This window comes from Cryobacterium sp. Sr3, assembly GCF_004402835.1.
Taxonomy (GTDB): Bacteria; Actinomycetota; Actinomycetes; order Actinomycetales; family Microbacteriaceae; genus Cryobacterium; species Cryobacterium sandaracinum.
The window spans coordinates 1-14289 of record NZ_SOFA01000028.1; the positions used below are offsets into that span (position 1 = coordinate 1).

The 14289-nt window shown below is 68.5% G+C and carries 12 protein-coding genes and 1 riboswitch; of the genes, 5 read left to right on the forward strand and 7 right to left on the reverse strand.

Features of this window, described 5'->3' with window-relative positions; all coding sequences use genetic code 11:
* Positions 1 to 484: 484 nt before the first annotated feature.
* The 3 genes from E3N94_RS08135 to E3N94_RS08145 all read left to right on the forward strand — a co-directional run bounded on the left by E3N94_RS08135 (position 485) and on the right by E3N94_RS08145 (position 3883).
* Positions 485 to 1117 (forward strand): vWA domain-containing protein, encoded by a 633-nt coding sequence (locus tag E3N94_RS08135; protein WP_104099355.1) that lies wholly within the window; start codon positions 485 to 487, stop codon positions 1115 to 1117.
* 296 nt (positions 1118 to 1413) lie between these two features.
* Positions 1414 to 2217, forward strand: a complete 804-nt coding sequence (locus E3N94_RS08140) for an ice-binding family protein (RefSeq protein ID WP_104099354.1) — start codon at positions 1414 to 1416, stop codon at positions 2215 to 2217.
* 882 nt (positions 2218 to 3099) lie between these two features.
* Positions 3100 to 3173, reverse strand: a riboswitch (cyclic di-GMP riboswitch).
* 272 nt (positions 3174 to 3445) lie between these two features.
* The gene (locus E3N94_RS08145) at positions 3446 to 3883 is read left to right on the forward strand and encodes a phosphohydrolase (protein WP_104099353.1); all 438 of its coding nucleotides are present in this window, start codon (positions 3446 to 3448) and stop codon (positions 3881 to 3883) included.
* Between the two features lie 207 nt (positions 3884 to 4090).
* Here the strand turns inward: E3N94_RS08145 and E3N94_RS08150 are convergent, their stop codons facing one another.
* Positions 4091 to 6052: a hypothetical protein gene (locus E3N94_RS08150; RefSeq protein ID WP_134570065.1), complete on the reverse strand. Its 1962-nt coding sequence runs from the start codon at positions 6050 to 6052 to the stop codon at positions 4091 to 4093.
* Between the two features lie 158 nt (positions 6053 to 6210).
* Positions 6211 to 7002 carry a nuclease-related domain-containing protein gene (locus E3N94_RS08155; RefSeq protein WP_166790082.1) on the reverse strand — a complete coding sequence of 264 codons (792 nt, stop codon included), beginning with the start codon at positions 7000 to 7002 and terminating at the stop codon, positions 6211 to 6213.
* 116 nt (positions 7003 to 7118) lie between these two features.
* Here E3N94_RS08155 and E3N94_RS16545 point away from each other — a divergent pair, with 116 nt between their 5' ends.
* Positions 7119 to 7289 (forward strand): hypothetical protein, encoded by a 171-nt coding sequence (locus E3N94_RS16545; RefSeq protein WP_166784810.1) that lies wholly within the window; start codon positions 7119 to 7121, stop codon positions 7287 to 7289.
* A 28-nt stretch (positions 7290 to 7317) separates the two neighbouring features.
* Here E3N94_RS16545 and E3N94_RS08160 read toward each other — a convergent pair whose 3' ends face one another.
* A complete protein-coding gene (locus E3N94_RS08160) occupies positions 7318 to 8118 on the reverse strand; it encodes a nuclease-related domain-containing protein (RefSeq protein WP_134401111.1) in 801 nt (266 codons plus the stop codon).
* Between the two features lie 138 nt (positions 8119 to 8256).
* Entirely contained in the window at positions 8257 to 9114 is an 858-nt protein-coding gene (locus E3N94_RS08165) for an SDR family oxidoreductase (RefSeq protein ID WP_134401112.1), read from the reverse strand.
* 168 nt (positions 9115 to 9282) lie between these two features.
* Here E3N94_RS08165 and E3N94_RS08170 point away from each other — a divergent pair, with 168 nt between their 5' ends.
* Positions 9283 to 9882 (forward strand): hypothetical protein, encoded by a 600-nt coding sequence (locus E3N94_RS08170; RefSeq protein ID WP_134401113.1) that lies wholly within the window; start codon positions 9283 to 9285, stop codon positions 9880 to 9882.
* Between the two features lie 277 nt (positions 9883 to 10159).
* Here the strand turns inward: E3N94_RS08170 and rraA are convergent, their stop codons facing one another.
* The 3 genes from rraA to E3N94_RS08185 form a co-directional block, all read right to left on the reverse strand.
* Positions 10160 to 10624: a ribonuclease E activity regulator RraA gene (gene rraA, locus E3N94_RS08175; RefSeq protein WP_104099347.1), complete on the reverse strand. Its 465-nt coding sequence runs from the start codon at positions 10622 to 10624 to the stop codon at positions 10160 to 10162.
* 99 nt (positions 10625 to 10723) lie between these two features.
* Entirely contained in the window at positions 10724 to 11833 is a 1110-nt protein-coding gene (gene menC, locus E3N94_RS08180; RefSeq protein ID WP_104099346.1) for an o-succinylbenzoate synthase, read from the reverse strand.
* A gap of 183 nt (positions 11834 to 12016) precedes the next feature.
* Entirely contained in the window at positions 12017 to 14287 is a 2271-nt protein-coding gene (locus E3N94_RS08185; RefSeq protein WP_134401114.1) for an alpha-galactosidase, read from the reverse strand.
* Positions 14288 to 14289 lie beyond the last annotated feature (2 nt).

The following is a 14289-nucleotide window of genomic DNA, read 5'->3' on the forward strand; positions in this document are numbered from 1 at the left end:
CCGCACGCCGTTTTCCTGCCCCTTGAGTTTCTGTTCCTAGACAGTCAGAAACCTAGACAGGAAGCGGCGTGCGGCCGTTAAGGCGCTCCGAAACACCCACAGATGAAGCAGGAGAGCCAGAATCTCCGTCGAATTGGTTCGACGTCGAGCATCCGTGCTTGCCAGGCTGGGCAGGCCTGCGGGCTCGCGGGAACGACAGTTCCGGTCGAGTTCGGCCCGCAGACCTGTCGCACTCGACCGAAGGTGTCGAGCTCGGCAGCGGATGGCCAGAGCCGCACCGCACCACCGCCGCACCACACCACTGCCGCACCGCACCACTGCCACACCGCCGCCGGCACCACCGCCGCACCGCACCGCCGCCGGCACCACCGCCGCACCACTGCCGCACCACTGCCGCACCACCGCCGCACCACCGCGGGCACTGTCAGTGGCTCCTGAGACTCTGAAGTACTCCCCACGAGGGAGCCTCAACCAGGAGGTACAGATGACTGATCCCAACTACACCGCTCTGCTTCTCGTGATCGACCGGAGCGGCTCGATGTCCGGCATCCGTGACGACATGGTCGGCGGCCTGACCGCGATGCTTGCCGCACAGGCCGCCGAGCCGGGCCTGCTCACCGTGGATATCGTGACCTTCGACGACGAAATCGAGCACACCCACACCCTCGCCGACCCGAGCGATATCACCGTCGAGCTCGACCCGCGCGGCATGACGGCGCTGCACGATGCGATCGGCATCGCCGTCACGGAGTTCGGCGAGACGCTGCGGGTGCTGCCCGAGCACGCGCGTCCCGGCACCGTGCAGGTCGTGGTCGTGACCGACGGCGGCGAGAACTCGAGCAGCGAATACTCCGCGGATGCCGTGCGCGCGCTGATCAACCGGCAGACCGAATCGTACAGCTGGGACTTCGTGTTCCTCGGCGCCAACCAGGACGCCGTGCTCACCGGGGCCGCACTCGGCTTCGACTCCGCCAGCTCCATGACCTTCGCTGCCGCGTCGGGTGAGGTCGCCGCGATGAGCGCGAACCTCGGTCGCTACGTGACGGATGTGCGCAAGAAGGAGAAGCGCGGCTTCACCTTCGAGGAGCGCATCGAAGCCGGAGGTGATGGCGTGTAGGCAACGATTGGGTGAAGTTCAGGAGGCCGGAACCCCTGTTGGCGGAGTGCGTGAAAACTGCCCCTCGTCTGGGATTCAGACAGATTCGATTCGTTGGAAGCGGTCCCGTGGGGCGTGCGATGGTGTGCGTGGAGGACGCCCGCTTGCCGTGGGACCGGGGGCTCTATTCGGGGTGAAGTCGGCCCTGATAGGCCCTGCCGGCGCGAAGAAACCCGACGTGTAGCGTCGGGGACCGCTCCCACAGCGGCCCTGTCCCAGACCCGCATCGTGCGGGACTGGCGACAGGTAGTACCACCATGTTCCACTTCTACGAATCATCCGTCGGCACTTCCCTAGCCCGCGCATCCACGGCCCGGAAGCGGGTTCTGGCACTGCTTGTCGTCGTCGCCGTGGTCGGCGTCGGCGGCGCCGGACTGGGCGGAGCGGCCGTCGCCGGCTCACTCCCCCAGAGTCCGGTCGAGCTCGGCACGGCGGACTCCTTCGCGATCCTGTCGAAGACCGGCGTGACGAACGTCTACGCATCCGCAGTCAACGGCAACGTCGGGGCCAGCCCGTTCACCGGCGCCGCGGTGCTGCTGACCTGCCCTGAGGTCGTGACCGGCACCATTTTCACTGTCGACGCCGCCGGTCCGCCGTGCACGGTGACGGACCCGAGCTTCCTGAGGACATCCGTCGGTGACATGGAAATCGCCTATTCCGACGCGGCTGGGCGCACGAACCCTGACTTCATCGACCTGGGTGCCGGCGAATTCGGCGGTCTCACGCTCAAGCCCGGCCTCTACAAGTGGAACACCGACGTGACCATCTCCAGTGATGTGCGCCTCACCGGCGGCCCGGACGACGTCTTCGTGTCCCAGATCGCCGGCAACATCGACCAGGCCTCGGCCAAGAACGTGACCCTGCTCGGCGGAGTGCAGACCAAGAACGCGTACTGGCAGACCGCCGGTTCAGTCTCGGTCGGCACCACCGCGCACTTCGAGGGCACGATCCTGAGCAAGACCATGATCGCGATGAAGACCGGCGCGTCGATCACCGGCCGGTTGCTGGCCCAGACCGCCGTCACGTTGCAGAGCAACTCTGTGACGAAGCCGGCCCTGTAACCACCGGTCGGCCGTATTCGGGAACCGGTTCGGCGGCATCCGTCGTCGCCCGATTCTCGGGCACCAGTCCACAGCCGCCCGCGCGAGTGTGGCCAACTCAGGAGAAACCGCCACCGCGGCCGAAACTTTCCCGCGTTTCCGGGGCTGCCGGGCAGCATCCGCCCGCATCTCCTGAGTTAGCCACGAACGCACCGGCTCCGCTCACGACGGATGCCGATGGGCGGCTCACGGGCGGCGTCGGAACCCCGCGCGGGGTTTACTCCGCTGCGCTGGAGGCGCGCCACGGGCGCAGCGGCGCAGCACCCGCGCAGCAGCGCAGCAGCACCAGCGCAGCAGCACCAGCGCAGCAGCAGCGCAGGTTGAACAGTCCGAGCACGAGCCTGGGCGCGGTGACCCGCCGGGTCAGCGGCGGGGCCGCCACAACCTTCCAGCCTCGGCGATCGGAGCGGCGAAGAGGCCCGGTTGACCGGGAGGGGCCCGGCGTGCACGGAGGTGCTCGGCGGCGGGTTTTGTTACCGGTCCTTGATTCTGCATATGTGCGGTTCAGTGCCTGCGTCGGTGCAGTCATTGAGAGTGGTGTTCCCGGGTGAGTCAGTCGTTCTCGGTTCGGCGAGCCGGGCTTCTCAGCGCGGGCCGTGCCAGGGTGTGAAACAAGCATGCGATCGGGAACCGAACCCGAATCGATTCCCGATCGCACTGCCAGATCAGGACGAGATCCCTAATCTCGCCCGGCTTCCACCGTTGCAGTCGTGCGCCTACCCAAGGGGACGACAAAACGGAGGTGTGTCCACCGCGCCACGAGACGACAGAGACGAGGCTGAACGGCCGCATCTGGTGTCGGCCTCGAGGGAGGTGAGGTTCATCTGGGGCGGTTCCTTTTCATTCGGTAGGCCGGCTGACCCGAGGGTTCCGTGCCTTTGCGACCCCGCCTCACGACGGGTGTGCCCTTGCGATTGACGTGAAGGTGACCGTCTCTCCAGCGACCAGTCGGTCACCTGAGAGAAACCTATCAGCCAGGTTCGGCGCGCAACCGGCGAGGCTAAAATTTTCGCCGCTCGAGGGCCCCCCAAATCGAGGGGTGCGTCCGGCACAGATTCGGGGTGACGGATGCCGAGGCGCGCTTTCCCGGCGCCGAACTCCTAGCAACGGGCGAAGGCCCGGGCTAACGTTGCAGTCATGGGCGGAGCCGCTCACACTGCTCTGTTGTAGTGCTAAGAGGGGGGTCTCCATGACGGTCACCACAGGCGATACCTACGTCGCCGCGGCAAAAACAATCGCCACAACCGCACATCTGGGCCAGGTCGACAAGCTCGGCACCGCCTACATCGACCATCCCCGTCGCGTTTCCGAGCGCCTCAACGATCCCCTCGAGCAGGCCACCGCCTGGCTGCACGATGTGCTCGAAGACTCGAACATCACCCGCCACGACCTGCTCAAAGCGGGCATCCCTGGCGGTGTGGTCGAGGCCGTCACGGTGCTCACCAGAACGGATGCCGTCAGCGACGCCGACTACTACGCCGGCATTCGCGCCAACCCGATCGCTCTCGCCGTGAAGCGCGCCGACATCGCCGACAACCTGGAGCCCTGGCGGGTGGAACAGTTGGACGCGAGCGCGCAGAAGAGGCTCGCGGCGAAATACGGGTCGGCGCTGGCGGCGCTGGGTTAGGCCGGCTCGGGGCTCCCTGCTGCGGTCGAACCACGCTGCGGTCGATTCACGCTGCGGGTTGACCTCTGCTGCGGGTTGACCCGCGTCGGCCTCCGTGCCGTCATCTAACACTGTCGGCAGAGTGCCGGTGACGCAGTGACCCCAGTGCACCAGCGGGTAGGAATCCGTCCGGACGATGGGCTTGATGCAGTCCGTCCAGGTCGAGGCCTAGGCTTCCATGTCGTCGTGGGTGACGATGCGGCCCAGCTCGATGCCGCCATCCGGGAGCTGCCAGAAGTGCATTCGGCGCGCGGCGGGGGTGTTCTGCTCGATCGAGACGCGCATGCAGCGGGCGCCGTCCCAGCGCAGCAGGTGCGGGTCGGCCGGCCCTGCGCCCTGGCGCAGCGCGTGCAGGTGCCGCCCCTTGAGGGTCTTCACCCGGCCGGTGAGCACGTCGACGGATGCCTTGAACGCCTTGGCCAGCTGGCCGTCGTCGAGCCCGGCGAGAGATTCGGTGAACCGCTCCCCCAGCACGTAACTGTGCGGCAGCTTCCATTCCTCGCGGTCCGATTCCGGAACCCGGTCGACCCAGGCGAGGAGGATCTCATGCCGCACCCAGCCGGAGGGTTCCTCCCAGGCGGCTCGCCGCGACTCGTATTCGCTGACCGTGGAGTGGGTGGGGACGGTGCGGCGGGATTCGCGCAGCATCCGTCGTTGGGCCCGCTGGTCGTCGCGCAGCTCCGCGACCGTGTGGCGCAGGGTGGCGAGTTCGACGAGGGCATCGCGCAGTTGCAACTGTGCGGAGCGGGCCTGCTCGCGCAGTTTGGCGAGGTCGGAATCGGTGGCGCCGGCCTCGGAAAGCTGGTTCTCGAGACGCACGATGCGGGACTTCGCCTCGGCGAGGGACAGCTGGGTCGATTGCAGCGCGGAGTGTGGCGCGGGAATGGGCGTGGGCGTGACCCGGAACGGGGTGGCCCCCGTTGTAACCGGACGCAGGGCGTGCACGCGGCCCGGCCCCGGCGATGGGCGCGGGTGAAGGCGGTCCGATGTCGGGCCTGCTGTGATCAGGACCGTGACCCCGGAGACGCCGGCCGCATCGAAGACCCCGGCAGCACCGGAAACGCCGGAACCACCGGAAATGCCGATACGGGCGACCCCCGCGGCGCGGCGGGCCGATGCGGAGGCACCCACGAGCGCGGACTGGCTGTCGAGTTCGACCACTGCGGCGGCGCCTGCGTCTTCCTCGACCTGAGGCAGCAGCGGACGATTTTCCTGCAGCCAGGGAGGTCCATTCCGCACGGCACACAGCGACGGCAGAACGGTTTCGTCGTCGTCGACGTCGCTCAGGCACAGGTGCAGGGCACCGCTCGGCAGGTGGATGACCCGGGCCGCCACGACGTCACCCTCGGAGAGCAGGGCATCGACCTTGTCAAGCGAGTTGGCCGAGATATCGGCCCGGGTGATCGTGAGCGCCAGATGCGGGTGCAGGGCCAGAACCGCCCGCTGCGCACTGACTTTCTGCACCAGAGCGAGCGTGATGCTGCCGTGCGGGTAGCGCTTCGCGATCGTGGCCACGGAGGGCGGCTTGATCTCGACATTGAGACGATGGGTGGGTGCGTCGAGCGCGCCCTGGATGCGCTGACCGGTCTGCAAAGTCCAGTCGAGGGGTACCGGCGGGTAGGTCAGCTCCTGCCAGACGGTGGCCATGCCGCCGCCGTCGAGTTCGACCAGGGCCCGGGAACCGCCCAGCATGAACCCCTTGACGGTGCCGTCCACGGTGATGACGGATGCCGGGGCGAGCGCGAAGAGGCCGGCCTGATGCGCGTGGGCGAGGGCATCCGTCACCAGCTGATCGGTGGCGTGTTGCGGGTCGCCGTGCGTGAACCGAAGCCGGGAACGGGCCAGGTCGGCGAACGCGTCGCCGACGGGGAAGGAACGGCCGGCGCTGCCGTAGACCTGGAACTGGGCCGGGAGCAGATCGCCGAGCTGGCGGGTGAGCTCGCCCGTCTCGATCAGGAAGACGCGCGCGACGTCGCCGATCTGGCCGGCGAGTTGGTCGATTCCGATTTCGGGCAGGCTGGTGCCGAACGGCGACGACACCACAACCCAAGGACGATCTCGGCCCGCATCGTGCAGACCGTTGGCGAGTTGTTGCACCGCGACGCTGGTCTCCACGCGGATGTACACCACTGACTCCCCTTCCAGCCTTCGTGAGAGGCTGTCTGACGAGGGTACGCCTGTCGCCTGTGAGAATGACCCCGAGCGTTAAGGTTCAGGGTGTAGGGAGCCCGAAATCATGTTTTTTTCGATGGTCTCACGGGGTCTGTCGCGGGGGTTGTCGCGGGGGTTCACGGGGACGCGAGTATCCCCACGACCAACGTCATCGCCGAGTTCAGCACGATGAAGGCGGCCACCGCTGCCACCGCCAGCTCGAGCGGCAACAGCACCGTGCGCTGCAGAGCGGCGGCGCGCACCTCGGAGTCGAGCCGAGAGAAACTTTCGATCAGGCCCTCGCCGGAACCCAGCGGCACATCGATCCACATGTCGGGGTCGTCGAGCAGTTCAATGACGCGCAGACGATCCGCCGGGCCCAGCACGATCGGCAGGGACGTCAGCCACGGAACGAGCTCGGCGGCATCGAGAACCGTCACCGGCACCGGCGATGACCGCACGTCGATGCTGCGCGCACCGACGAGGACGACCAGGGGAATCACGGGAATCGGGAGCGGACGGCGGTCTTCCAGCAGCGTCGTGACCCGTTCCGCCTCGAATTTCGCGTGACGCAGGTAGGGCACCGGCCGACTGTCCACTAGAACGCTGCGTTCCTCCACGAGCACGCGCTGGCGGCGGTGCTGTTTGGTATTGATGGTGATGACGCCGCCGGGGCCCACCAGCACGTGGTCGATGTCCCAGCCGTGTCCGCCGATCGGCAGCGCGTGGAAGACCGCCCACTCCGGCGACAACGTCGCCAACTTTTCGCCGACCACGATCTCGCCCTGGGCGCCCAGGTACCAGCCCTCACAGTTCACGCCGAGCGGGGAACGCCCCAGAAACCGGGCCCACAGGGTTCGTGGAGGAGTGCCGCTCTGCTCGCGCAGCAGCTTTTCGATCATGAATTGGGCCGCGAAGCGCTGGCGCATTCTGGTACTTTCCAACGTCATCTTTTCTGATCCCCCACCGTCGATTGTAACGGCTCACCCCAACGGGTGGCACTCCCTTTGGGGACGGGCCCGAACCGGCCACCTACGATGGTCGGATGGTAAACAACATGAAGGTCGTGCAAACTCAGCTCGGGCTGCTCGAAACCCACATCAACACGATCAAAGAGGATGCCGCGACACCCCGCGGGGTGGAGGAGTCTCTGGTGGCCATCTGCACCGCGCTCGACGCGCTGACGGACGAGGTCCGCCGCCGCCTGCCCGAGTAGGCCCCCGCTTCGGGAGCGTCGTTCTGGCTCAGGCCGTCGCGAGCGCGGCTTCGATGAGCCGGAACACGACGTAACCGGCCGCGATGGCGCCCGCCGCGGCGAACAGGACCCACAGCATCCGTCGGATGCCGGCCGATCGCACCCGCGTATCGAGCGCCGTGAACCGCTCGCGCACATCATCGGGGGTGGTGTCCGGCAGCACGTGCCACACGTGCGGGCTGTCGAGAAGGTCCGCCACCTCCTGCACCTCACCGGCCGACAGCACGGGGTGGAGCCTGACCAGCCACCGGCGCAGTTCGTCCGCGTCGAGCACTTTGACCTGCTCGGGCTTCTGCTCGATGGTGAGCAGCCGAGGGTCTACGAACACGATCACGGGCTGCACGGGCGCGACCAGCGGCATCCGTTCTCGCACCAGGCTCGTGACGCGCTCGGCCTCGGATGCGGCGTTGTGCAAATACGGCACGGACTCGCCGTCGACCCGCAGTGTGTCCCGAGCGACACGGATGTCATTGCTCGGGTGGTGCTTCGTGGTGATCGTGAAGATTCCGCCGGGTCCGACCACGAGGTGGTCGATCTCGGCGGTCGCGGAGCCGACGGGCACGGCGCGCAACGCCGTCCACTCGGGTGGGAGCGTCGCCAGGATGGAGCCCACCACAATCTCTCCTTTGGCCCCGAGATACCAGGACATGCTGTCAGCGCCGTGCGGGGATAGACCGAAGAACCCCGCGAACCGCGACCGTCGGGGCACGCTCCCCTGAACCCGCAGCAGCTGCTCGGTGACTGACAGCGCCGCGAGGCTCTCCTGCATCGTGGCACTGTCCACCGTCATCGCAATCCCCTTTGCTGACTCGAATCTAGCGACTGGGGACGGGGAGCACGCAGTCCCCGAAGGGGGGTGTCGACGGCGTGGCGACTGGCGCACCGGGTTCGCCCGCGATGCCGGTGCCGATGCGGGTACCGGTGCGGCCTACGACCAGACGTCGCGGTGGTCTGTGGCGAACTGCCGGAAGGTGGTTGCCGGATCGCCCGAGAGCCGCCGGATCACCCGGTTCGGGCACGCGGAAACCCCCAGGCGCACCACCCGGTAGATCATCTTCTGCACGGCGATGAAGTCGGCCTCTGCGCCCTGCTCGGCCAACCGGGAGAGGTAGTCGTCGACGCTCGGCCGCGCATAAACGATGCGCCACCCGAGCACCTCCGAGAGGATGTCCGCCACCTGGTAGTAATCCAGCGACTGCTCGCCCGACAGCGTGTAGGCACTGCCGAGGTGCCCCGGCTCGGTGAACACCCGCGCGGCGACGCGCCCGATGTCACGGGCGTCGACGAATGCGGTGCGCGCCCTGGCCGCCGGAAGATAGATCTCGCCGCGCTCCCGGATGCCGTCACGGTACACGGTCGACAAATTCTGCATGAAGAAGTTCGGTCTCAAAAACGTGTACGGGGCCCGCTGACGCCGCAGGTGCTTCTCCACGGCGTGGTGGGGAGTGGCCGGGTTGAACTGAACACCCTGCAGGGAGAGAAAGACGATCTGGCGGATGCCGTGCGCCAGCGCCGTGTCGATCACCGGGATCAGGGTGTCCGCCACGTTCGCGATCGCGGGCGGGCGCAGCAGGAACAGCCGGTCGACTCCGGCGAAGGCGCCGGCCCACCCGGTCGGGTCGGAGAAATCGAAGGCACGGGGTGTGCCGGCCGGCGGGTCCAGGGCGAATTCGGAGCCGGCCGGGTTCCGTACCGCGGAGATGACGCTCTCGCCGGTGGACGCGAGCGCCGCGGCCACGGCCCGGCCGACGGTTCCGGAGGCACCGGTGACGAGGATGCTGCCCATCAGATGCCCGTGGAGTCATCGCGAGCCGGGGTGGGAGAGGAGCCGGACATGAGTCACACCTTTCGTCGAATGCATTTAGTTTAGCCACTAAGGCAAATTGACACGGTGGAGGGCGCGGCGGCAGGAACGGTGGCATCCAAGCCGCCCGGAGTCCCCCAGACTGGGGGTGTGAATGCAATCAGGGTGCCCGGAATCCGACAGTCAACCTGGATCGCGGCTGCGGTGGCCGCCACGGTCGCCGTGGGTGCCGGTGCCGCCGGAATCGCGGCCGCCACGGGTCTCGGCGACGACGAGACCACCCTGACCGACACCGAGCTGGCGCGTGCGAGTCGCGCGGCCCTGACCGAGGTCGGGCCAGCCACGGTGACGGATGCCCAGCGCGGCCCCGCCGAGTCTCACGCGCTTTCCGAGTCCTCCGAGTCCTACACGGTCGACACCCGACTTCCGAACGGCGTCGAGGTCGCGGTTCAGCTCGATGAGACCTTCACCGTCGTGTGGGTGAGTGCACCCAGCTGGAGCGGCGACGCGGCATCCGTGGCCGAACCCCGCGTGCTGACCGCTGCGGAACTCGCAAGCGTCGACCGCACGACTGCCGGCCAGGCGGCCCTGGCCGAGGTCGGCAGTGGCACCGTGACGGACTTCCGCCGCAGCAGAGCGCTCGACCACGCCTTCGAGGTGGAGGTCACCCTCGACGACGGCACGCAGCGCGTCGTCGAGCTCACCGAGCGCAGCCAGGTCGTGAGCGCCAACCGCCCGACGCCGCGCTGAGCCGCGCTGAGCCGAGCTGCGCCGCGCTGAGCCGAGCTGCGCCGAGGTCGCCGGCCCGGGCGGCGCTGCGCCGCCCGGCCGGTACGAATCGTTAGCTCGCAGATGGTGACAAGGTGACCGGTGACGAAGTACCGTTGCCGAGTAGGTCTGAAATTGCGTACTCAGAACGAACAACAATGACGTCGGCCCCCCGCACCAGCGGCTCCACCTGAGTGAGGTTCCTCGGGTGGCGCCGCGCGTCTTGCCCGGGCGCGTGCTGTGTCGCGTCCGCTGGGCGTCACCGCTCGACGAGGATCCCGTCTTCGTCGCAGTAGATCGTGCGGCCGGGGGTGAACGTCACGCCGGCGAACCGGGCGACGGCATCCGTGACTCCAGCGCCGGCCTTCGAGCTCTTGCGCGGGTTGCTGCCGAGGGCCTTCACGCCCAGCGGCATCCCTCCGATGGCCACCCGGTCGCGGATCGCACCGTTGATCACCACGCCGGCCCAGCCGTTCTGCACCGCGAGGTCGGCGATCATGTCGCCCATCAGCGCCGTATTCAGCGAGCCGCCGCCGTCGATGACGAGCACCTCGCCGGCGGCGGGCGTCGACAGCACCGACTTGAGCAGGGCGTTGTCCTCGAAGCAGGTCACGGTGCGGATCGGGCCGCTGAACCGGGCGAGGCCACCCAGGTTCAGGAACTGGAGCGAAACGGATTGCAGGTCTTCCCCGCGCTGGTCGTACAGGTCGGCGGTCAACAGCATTGGTGTCCTCCAGGGGTCCGGTGCGGTGCAGGCTTTCTCCCTCAGGCTAGCTGCTCGCTCAAGCTCGCTGCGCTGCGGGACATCCGTCAGCCGTCAGGTCTAAAATCTGATGTCAGTGACGGATGCCGTGACGCCGGCCAGCACATCGGTCAGCACCTCCACGCCGATGCCCGGTCCCGTGGGAACGCGCAGGTGCCCGTTCTCGAGCACGAACGGCGCGGTCAGGTCCTGTTCGTAGTATCGGCTGGAGGCCGAGGTGTCCCCCGGCAGCACGAAGTTCGGCAGCCCGGCCAGGGCCACATTCGCCGCCCGGCCGATTCCGGTTTCAAGCATTCCGCCGCACCAGACGGGCACACCGTGCGCGGCCGCCACATCGTGGATGCGACGGGCCTCCAGGTAGCCGCCCACCCGCGCCGGCTTGACGTTGATGATGCTGCAGGCACCGAGGGTGATGGCAGTGGCCGCATCCCGGGCCGATTCGATCGACTCGTCGAGGCAGATGGGGGTTCTGATCCGTTTCGCCAGGTTGGCGTGGCCGAGCAGGTCGTCCTCCTTCAGCGGCTGCTCCACCAGGAGCAGGTCGAATGGGTCGAGCCGGGCGAGGTGACGGGCATCCGCGAGGGTATATGCGGTGTTCGCGTCGACCTGCAGCAGCAGCTCCTCGCCGAAGCGCTCGCGCACGGCACGCACCGGCTCGAGGTCCCAACCGGGCTCGATCTTGAGCTTGATCCGAAGGTAGCCCTCCTCCAGGTAGCCGGCCACGGCCTCGAGCAGCTCGTCGATCGAGTCCATGATGCCCACCGACACACCGGCCGGCACCGTGTCGCGCACGGCGCCGAGGTAGCCGCCGAACGAGATGTCGGCCTCCTTCAGCTGCGCGTCGAGGATGGCCGTTTCCAGCGCGGCCTTGGACATCGCGTGCCCCTTCACCGGCTCCACGGCCCCGGCGACGCGTTCGGCGGTGAGCCGGTCGCCGAGCGCCTGCAGCCTCGGGATCAGGTGGTCGCGAATCACGAGGTCGCTGCCGTCGAGGAACTCCGAGCTGTAAAGCGGACTCGTATCGGCGGCGCACTCGGCCCAGCCCTCGGCATCCGCGGTGGTCACCCGCACGATCGTGACCGCCCGCTCGGTCGACGTGCCGAACGAGGTGCGGAAGGGCCGCACGAGGGGAATGTGCACGCGCCGCAGTTCGATGTTCTCGATTTTCATGACAGTTCCTTCGGTGCGAGGGTGCCCCGCGGAGGCGGTCTCCCCGAGGCGAGTGCTTCGATGAGAGTACTGCCCGAGGCTGGTTTTTCGGTGCCGCAACCCGACCGCAACCGGGCGAAACCTGCCACGACCTGCACCGCCCACCTGCTCGGCCCGGGTGACGGATGCCTGGTCGGTGACTGCTCAGCGGCGGCCGTCGACCGCGTCGACGGTGAAGAGCGCGGCCTGCTCCGGGGCGAGCAGCGGCGCGGGCAGCCCGACGAGAGCGAGCACAGCTCCGGTCAGCGTCACTGAACCGTCGGTACCAAAAGCACCGGCGGCACCGGACGAGCCCGGCTCCGCCAGCCAGGCCGGCGGGGCATCCTGGATCGTGCGCGGGGGCACGCCGAGCGAAAGCGGTGCCACCCGGTAGCGCCGCTCGGGCGCGAGACCGGGGAACCGCATCCGCTCCGGCAGTGCCGCGCGCGGGGCGGCGAGCGCCACCTGGGCGAACAGGGCCGAGTTCTGGTCGGGCGAGACGACACCGTGCAGCTCGAGGGCCGGGTCGCTGGGGTCAGCCCGAACGACGACACCGGAGTGCAGCAGCGGCCGCAGCTGCTTGTAGCGGGCGATCCAGGTGGCGATCTGCACCCGCTCGGACTCGTTCGCGCGGGTCAGGTCCCACTCGATGCCGGCGCTGCCGAACAGGGCGGTCGCCAGCCGGAAACTGAGCTCGGAGGTGCGCCCGGTGGTGTGTGCGGTGGCCGCGCCGAGATGCCCGCCGAGGTACTCCGGCGGTAGGAGCACGCTCGAGTACCGCTGGATCTGCTGCCGCTCGAGCGGGTCGTTGGTGTCGCTGGTCCAGACCCGATCGACGCGCTCGAGAATTCCGAGATCGACCCGGGCTCCCCCCGACGCGCAGGACTCGATCTCGACGCCCGGGTGCTCGGCACGCACGGCATCGATGAGCCGGTACAGCGCCACCGTCTGCCGGTGGGCGGAGCCGGCCAGCAGGTCGCGATTGTGGTCCCACTTCAGGTAGGCGATGGGGTACTCGTTGAGCAGGGCGGTGAGGCGGGCGAACACCCAGCCGAAGGCATCCGGGTTGCCGAGGTCGAGCACGCGCTGGAACCGCCAGGTCAGCGCCGGCGACGAAACACCGACGGATGCCGAACCAATACCGGCCCCGGAACCCCCGACACCAGCCGCGTCCACCCCGCCGAGCACCCACTCCGGGTGCGCGCGGGCGACGTCCGAGTCGGCGCTGACCATTTCGGGTTCGACCCAGAGACCGAAGTCCATGCCGGCCGCGTGCACATGCTCGATCAGCGGGTGCAATCCGCCGGGCCAGGTGACCGGGTCGACGAACCAGTCTCCGAGGGCCCGCCGGTCGTCCGAGCGGCCGGTGAACCAGCCGTCGTCGAGCACGAAGCGCTCCACCCCGACCACGGCCGCCGCGTCGGCCAGGCGGGCCAGAGTCGTCAGGTCGTGGTCAAAGTACACGGCCTCCCAGGTGTTCAGCACGACCGGGCGGTGCCCGGTGATGGTCGACCAGGAACGGACCCACGGATGCAGCCGCGCCGAGAGCCCGTCCAGCCCGGCAGCCGAGTACACGGCCACCGTCCACGGGGTGGTGTGGCTCGCACCGGGGGCCACTCTCAGCTCGCCGGGAGCCAGCAGCTCGCCGCTGCCGAGCGCCGAGTAGCCCAGCGCGCTGTTCTCGGCCCAGACGTGTTTGTCGCCGCTCCAGGCCAAGTGGGTGGCCCATACCTCGCCGGTGCGGAAGCCGAACCCGGGCGTTCCGGCCGCCATCAGATAGGAGTCGTCGTGGCCGGGGCGGCCGTGACGGGACTCCCGGCTCCACACGCCGTGGCCGAGCGTACTGCGCTGCGGCCGACGCTCGTGGGTCCACAGCCCGGTGAAGTCAAGCAGTTCCCCGGCGCGGTCGGGCACCGGCAGGATGACGTCGAGCGAGCCAAGCTCGAAGGGTGCGGAGGCAGGGTCGTCACCGGTGTTGGTGAGGGTGTGGCGCAGTCGCAGCACACCCTCGACCGAGAGTTCGAGGTCGGTGCGCACGGTCACCCGGGCCGCGGCATCCGTCAGAAAGATCGTCAGGGCCTGTGTGCCGGGCAGCGTGCGGCCGGAGGCAGACGGCACGCCCGCCCGTACACCGCCCGACTGAACCTCGGTGAGGCGCAGATCGAGGGCCACGCCGCCGCACCCACCGGGCCGGAACCCGCTCACGCCCGGACGCCCGCTCCAGCCTGCCGCGAGGGTGGGCAGTAGCGAGAGCCGCAGGGGCACGTCGATCGAACTCGGCGAGATGGCCGGCACGGATGCGTCGGCCAGCGTTTCCAGCAGTTCACCGTTCAGGTCACCCAGGTCGGCACCCCAGTGCACGATGACGGGCACGCCCGTGCCGCGGGCATCCAGCACAAGGCTGGTGCCCGCGGCACGGAGGTAGGGAATCGACACAG

What these genes read in the sequence shown, in the direction of transcription:
- E3N94_RS08135 (WP_104099355.1), top strand. Translation starts at nt 485, where the DNA reads ATGACTGATCCCAACTACACCGCTCTGCTTCTCGTGATCGACCGGAGC.
- E3N94_RS08140 (WP_104099354.1), top strand. Translation starts at nt 1,414, where the DNA reads ATGTTCCACTTCTACGAATCATCCGTCGGCACTTCCCTAGCCCGCGCA.
- E3N94_RS08145 (WP_104099353.1), top strand. Translation starts at nt 3,446, where the DNA reads ATGACGGTCACCACAGGCGATACCTACGTCGCCGCGGCAAAAACAATC.
- E3N94_RS08155 (WP_166790082.1), bottom strand. Translation starts at nt 7,002, where the DNA reads ATGCGCCAGCGCTTCGCGGCCCAATTCATGATCGAAAAGCTGCTGCGC.
- E3N94_RS16545 (WP_166784810.1), top strand. Translation starts at nt 7,119, where the DNA reads ATGGTAAACAACATGAAGGTCGTGCAAACTCAGCTCGGGCTGCTCGAA.
- E3N94_RS08160 (WP_134401111.1), bottom strand. Translation starts at nt 8,118, where the DNA reads ATGACGGTGGACAGTGCCACGATGCAGGAGAGCCTCGCGGCGCTGTCA.
- E3N94_RS08165 (WP_134401112.1), bottom strand. Translation starts at nt 9,114, where the DNA reads ATGGGCAGCATCCTCGTCACCGGTGCCTCCGGAACCGTCGGCCGGGCC.
- rraA (WP_104099347.1), bottom strand. Translation starts at nt 10,624, where the DNA reads ATGCTGTTGACCGCCGACCTGTACGACCAGCGCGGGGAAGACCTGCAA.
- menC (WP_104099346.1), bottom strand. Translation starts at nt 11,833, where the DNA reads ATGAAAATCGAGAACATCGAACTGCGGCGCGTGCACATTCCCCTCGTG.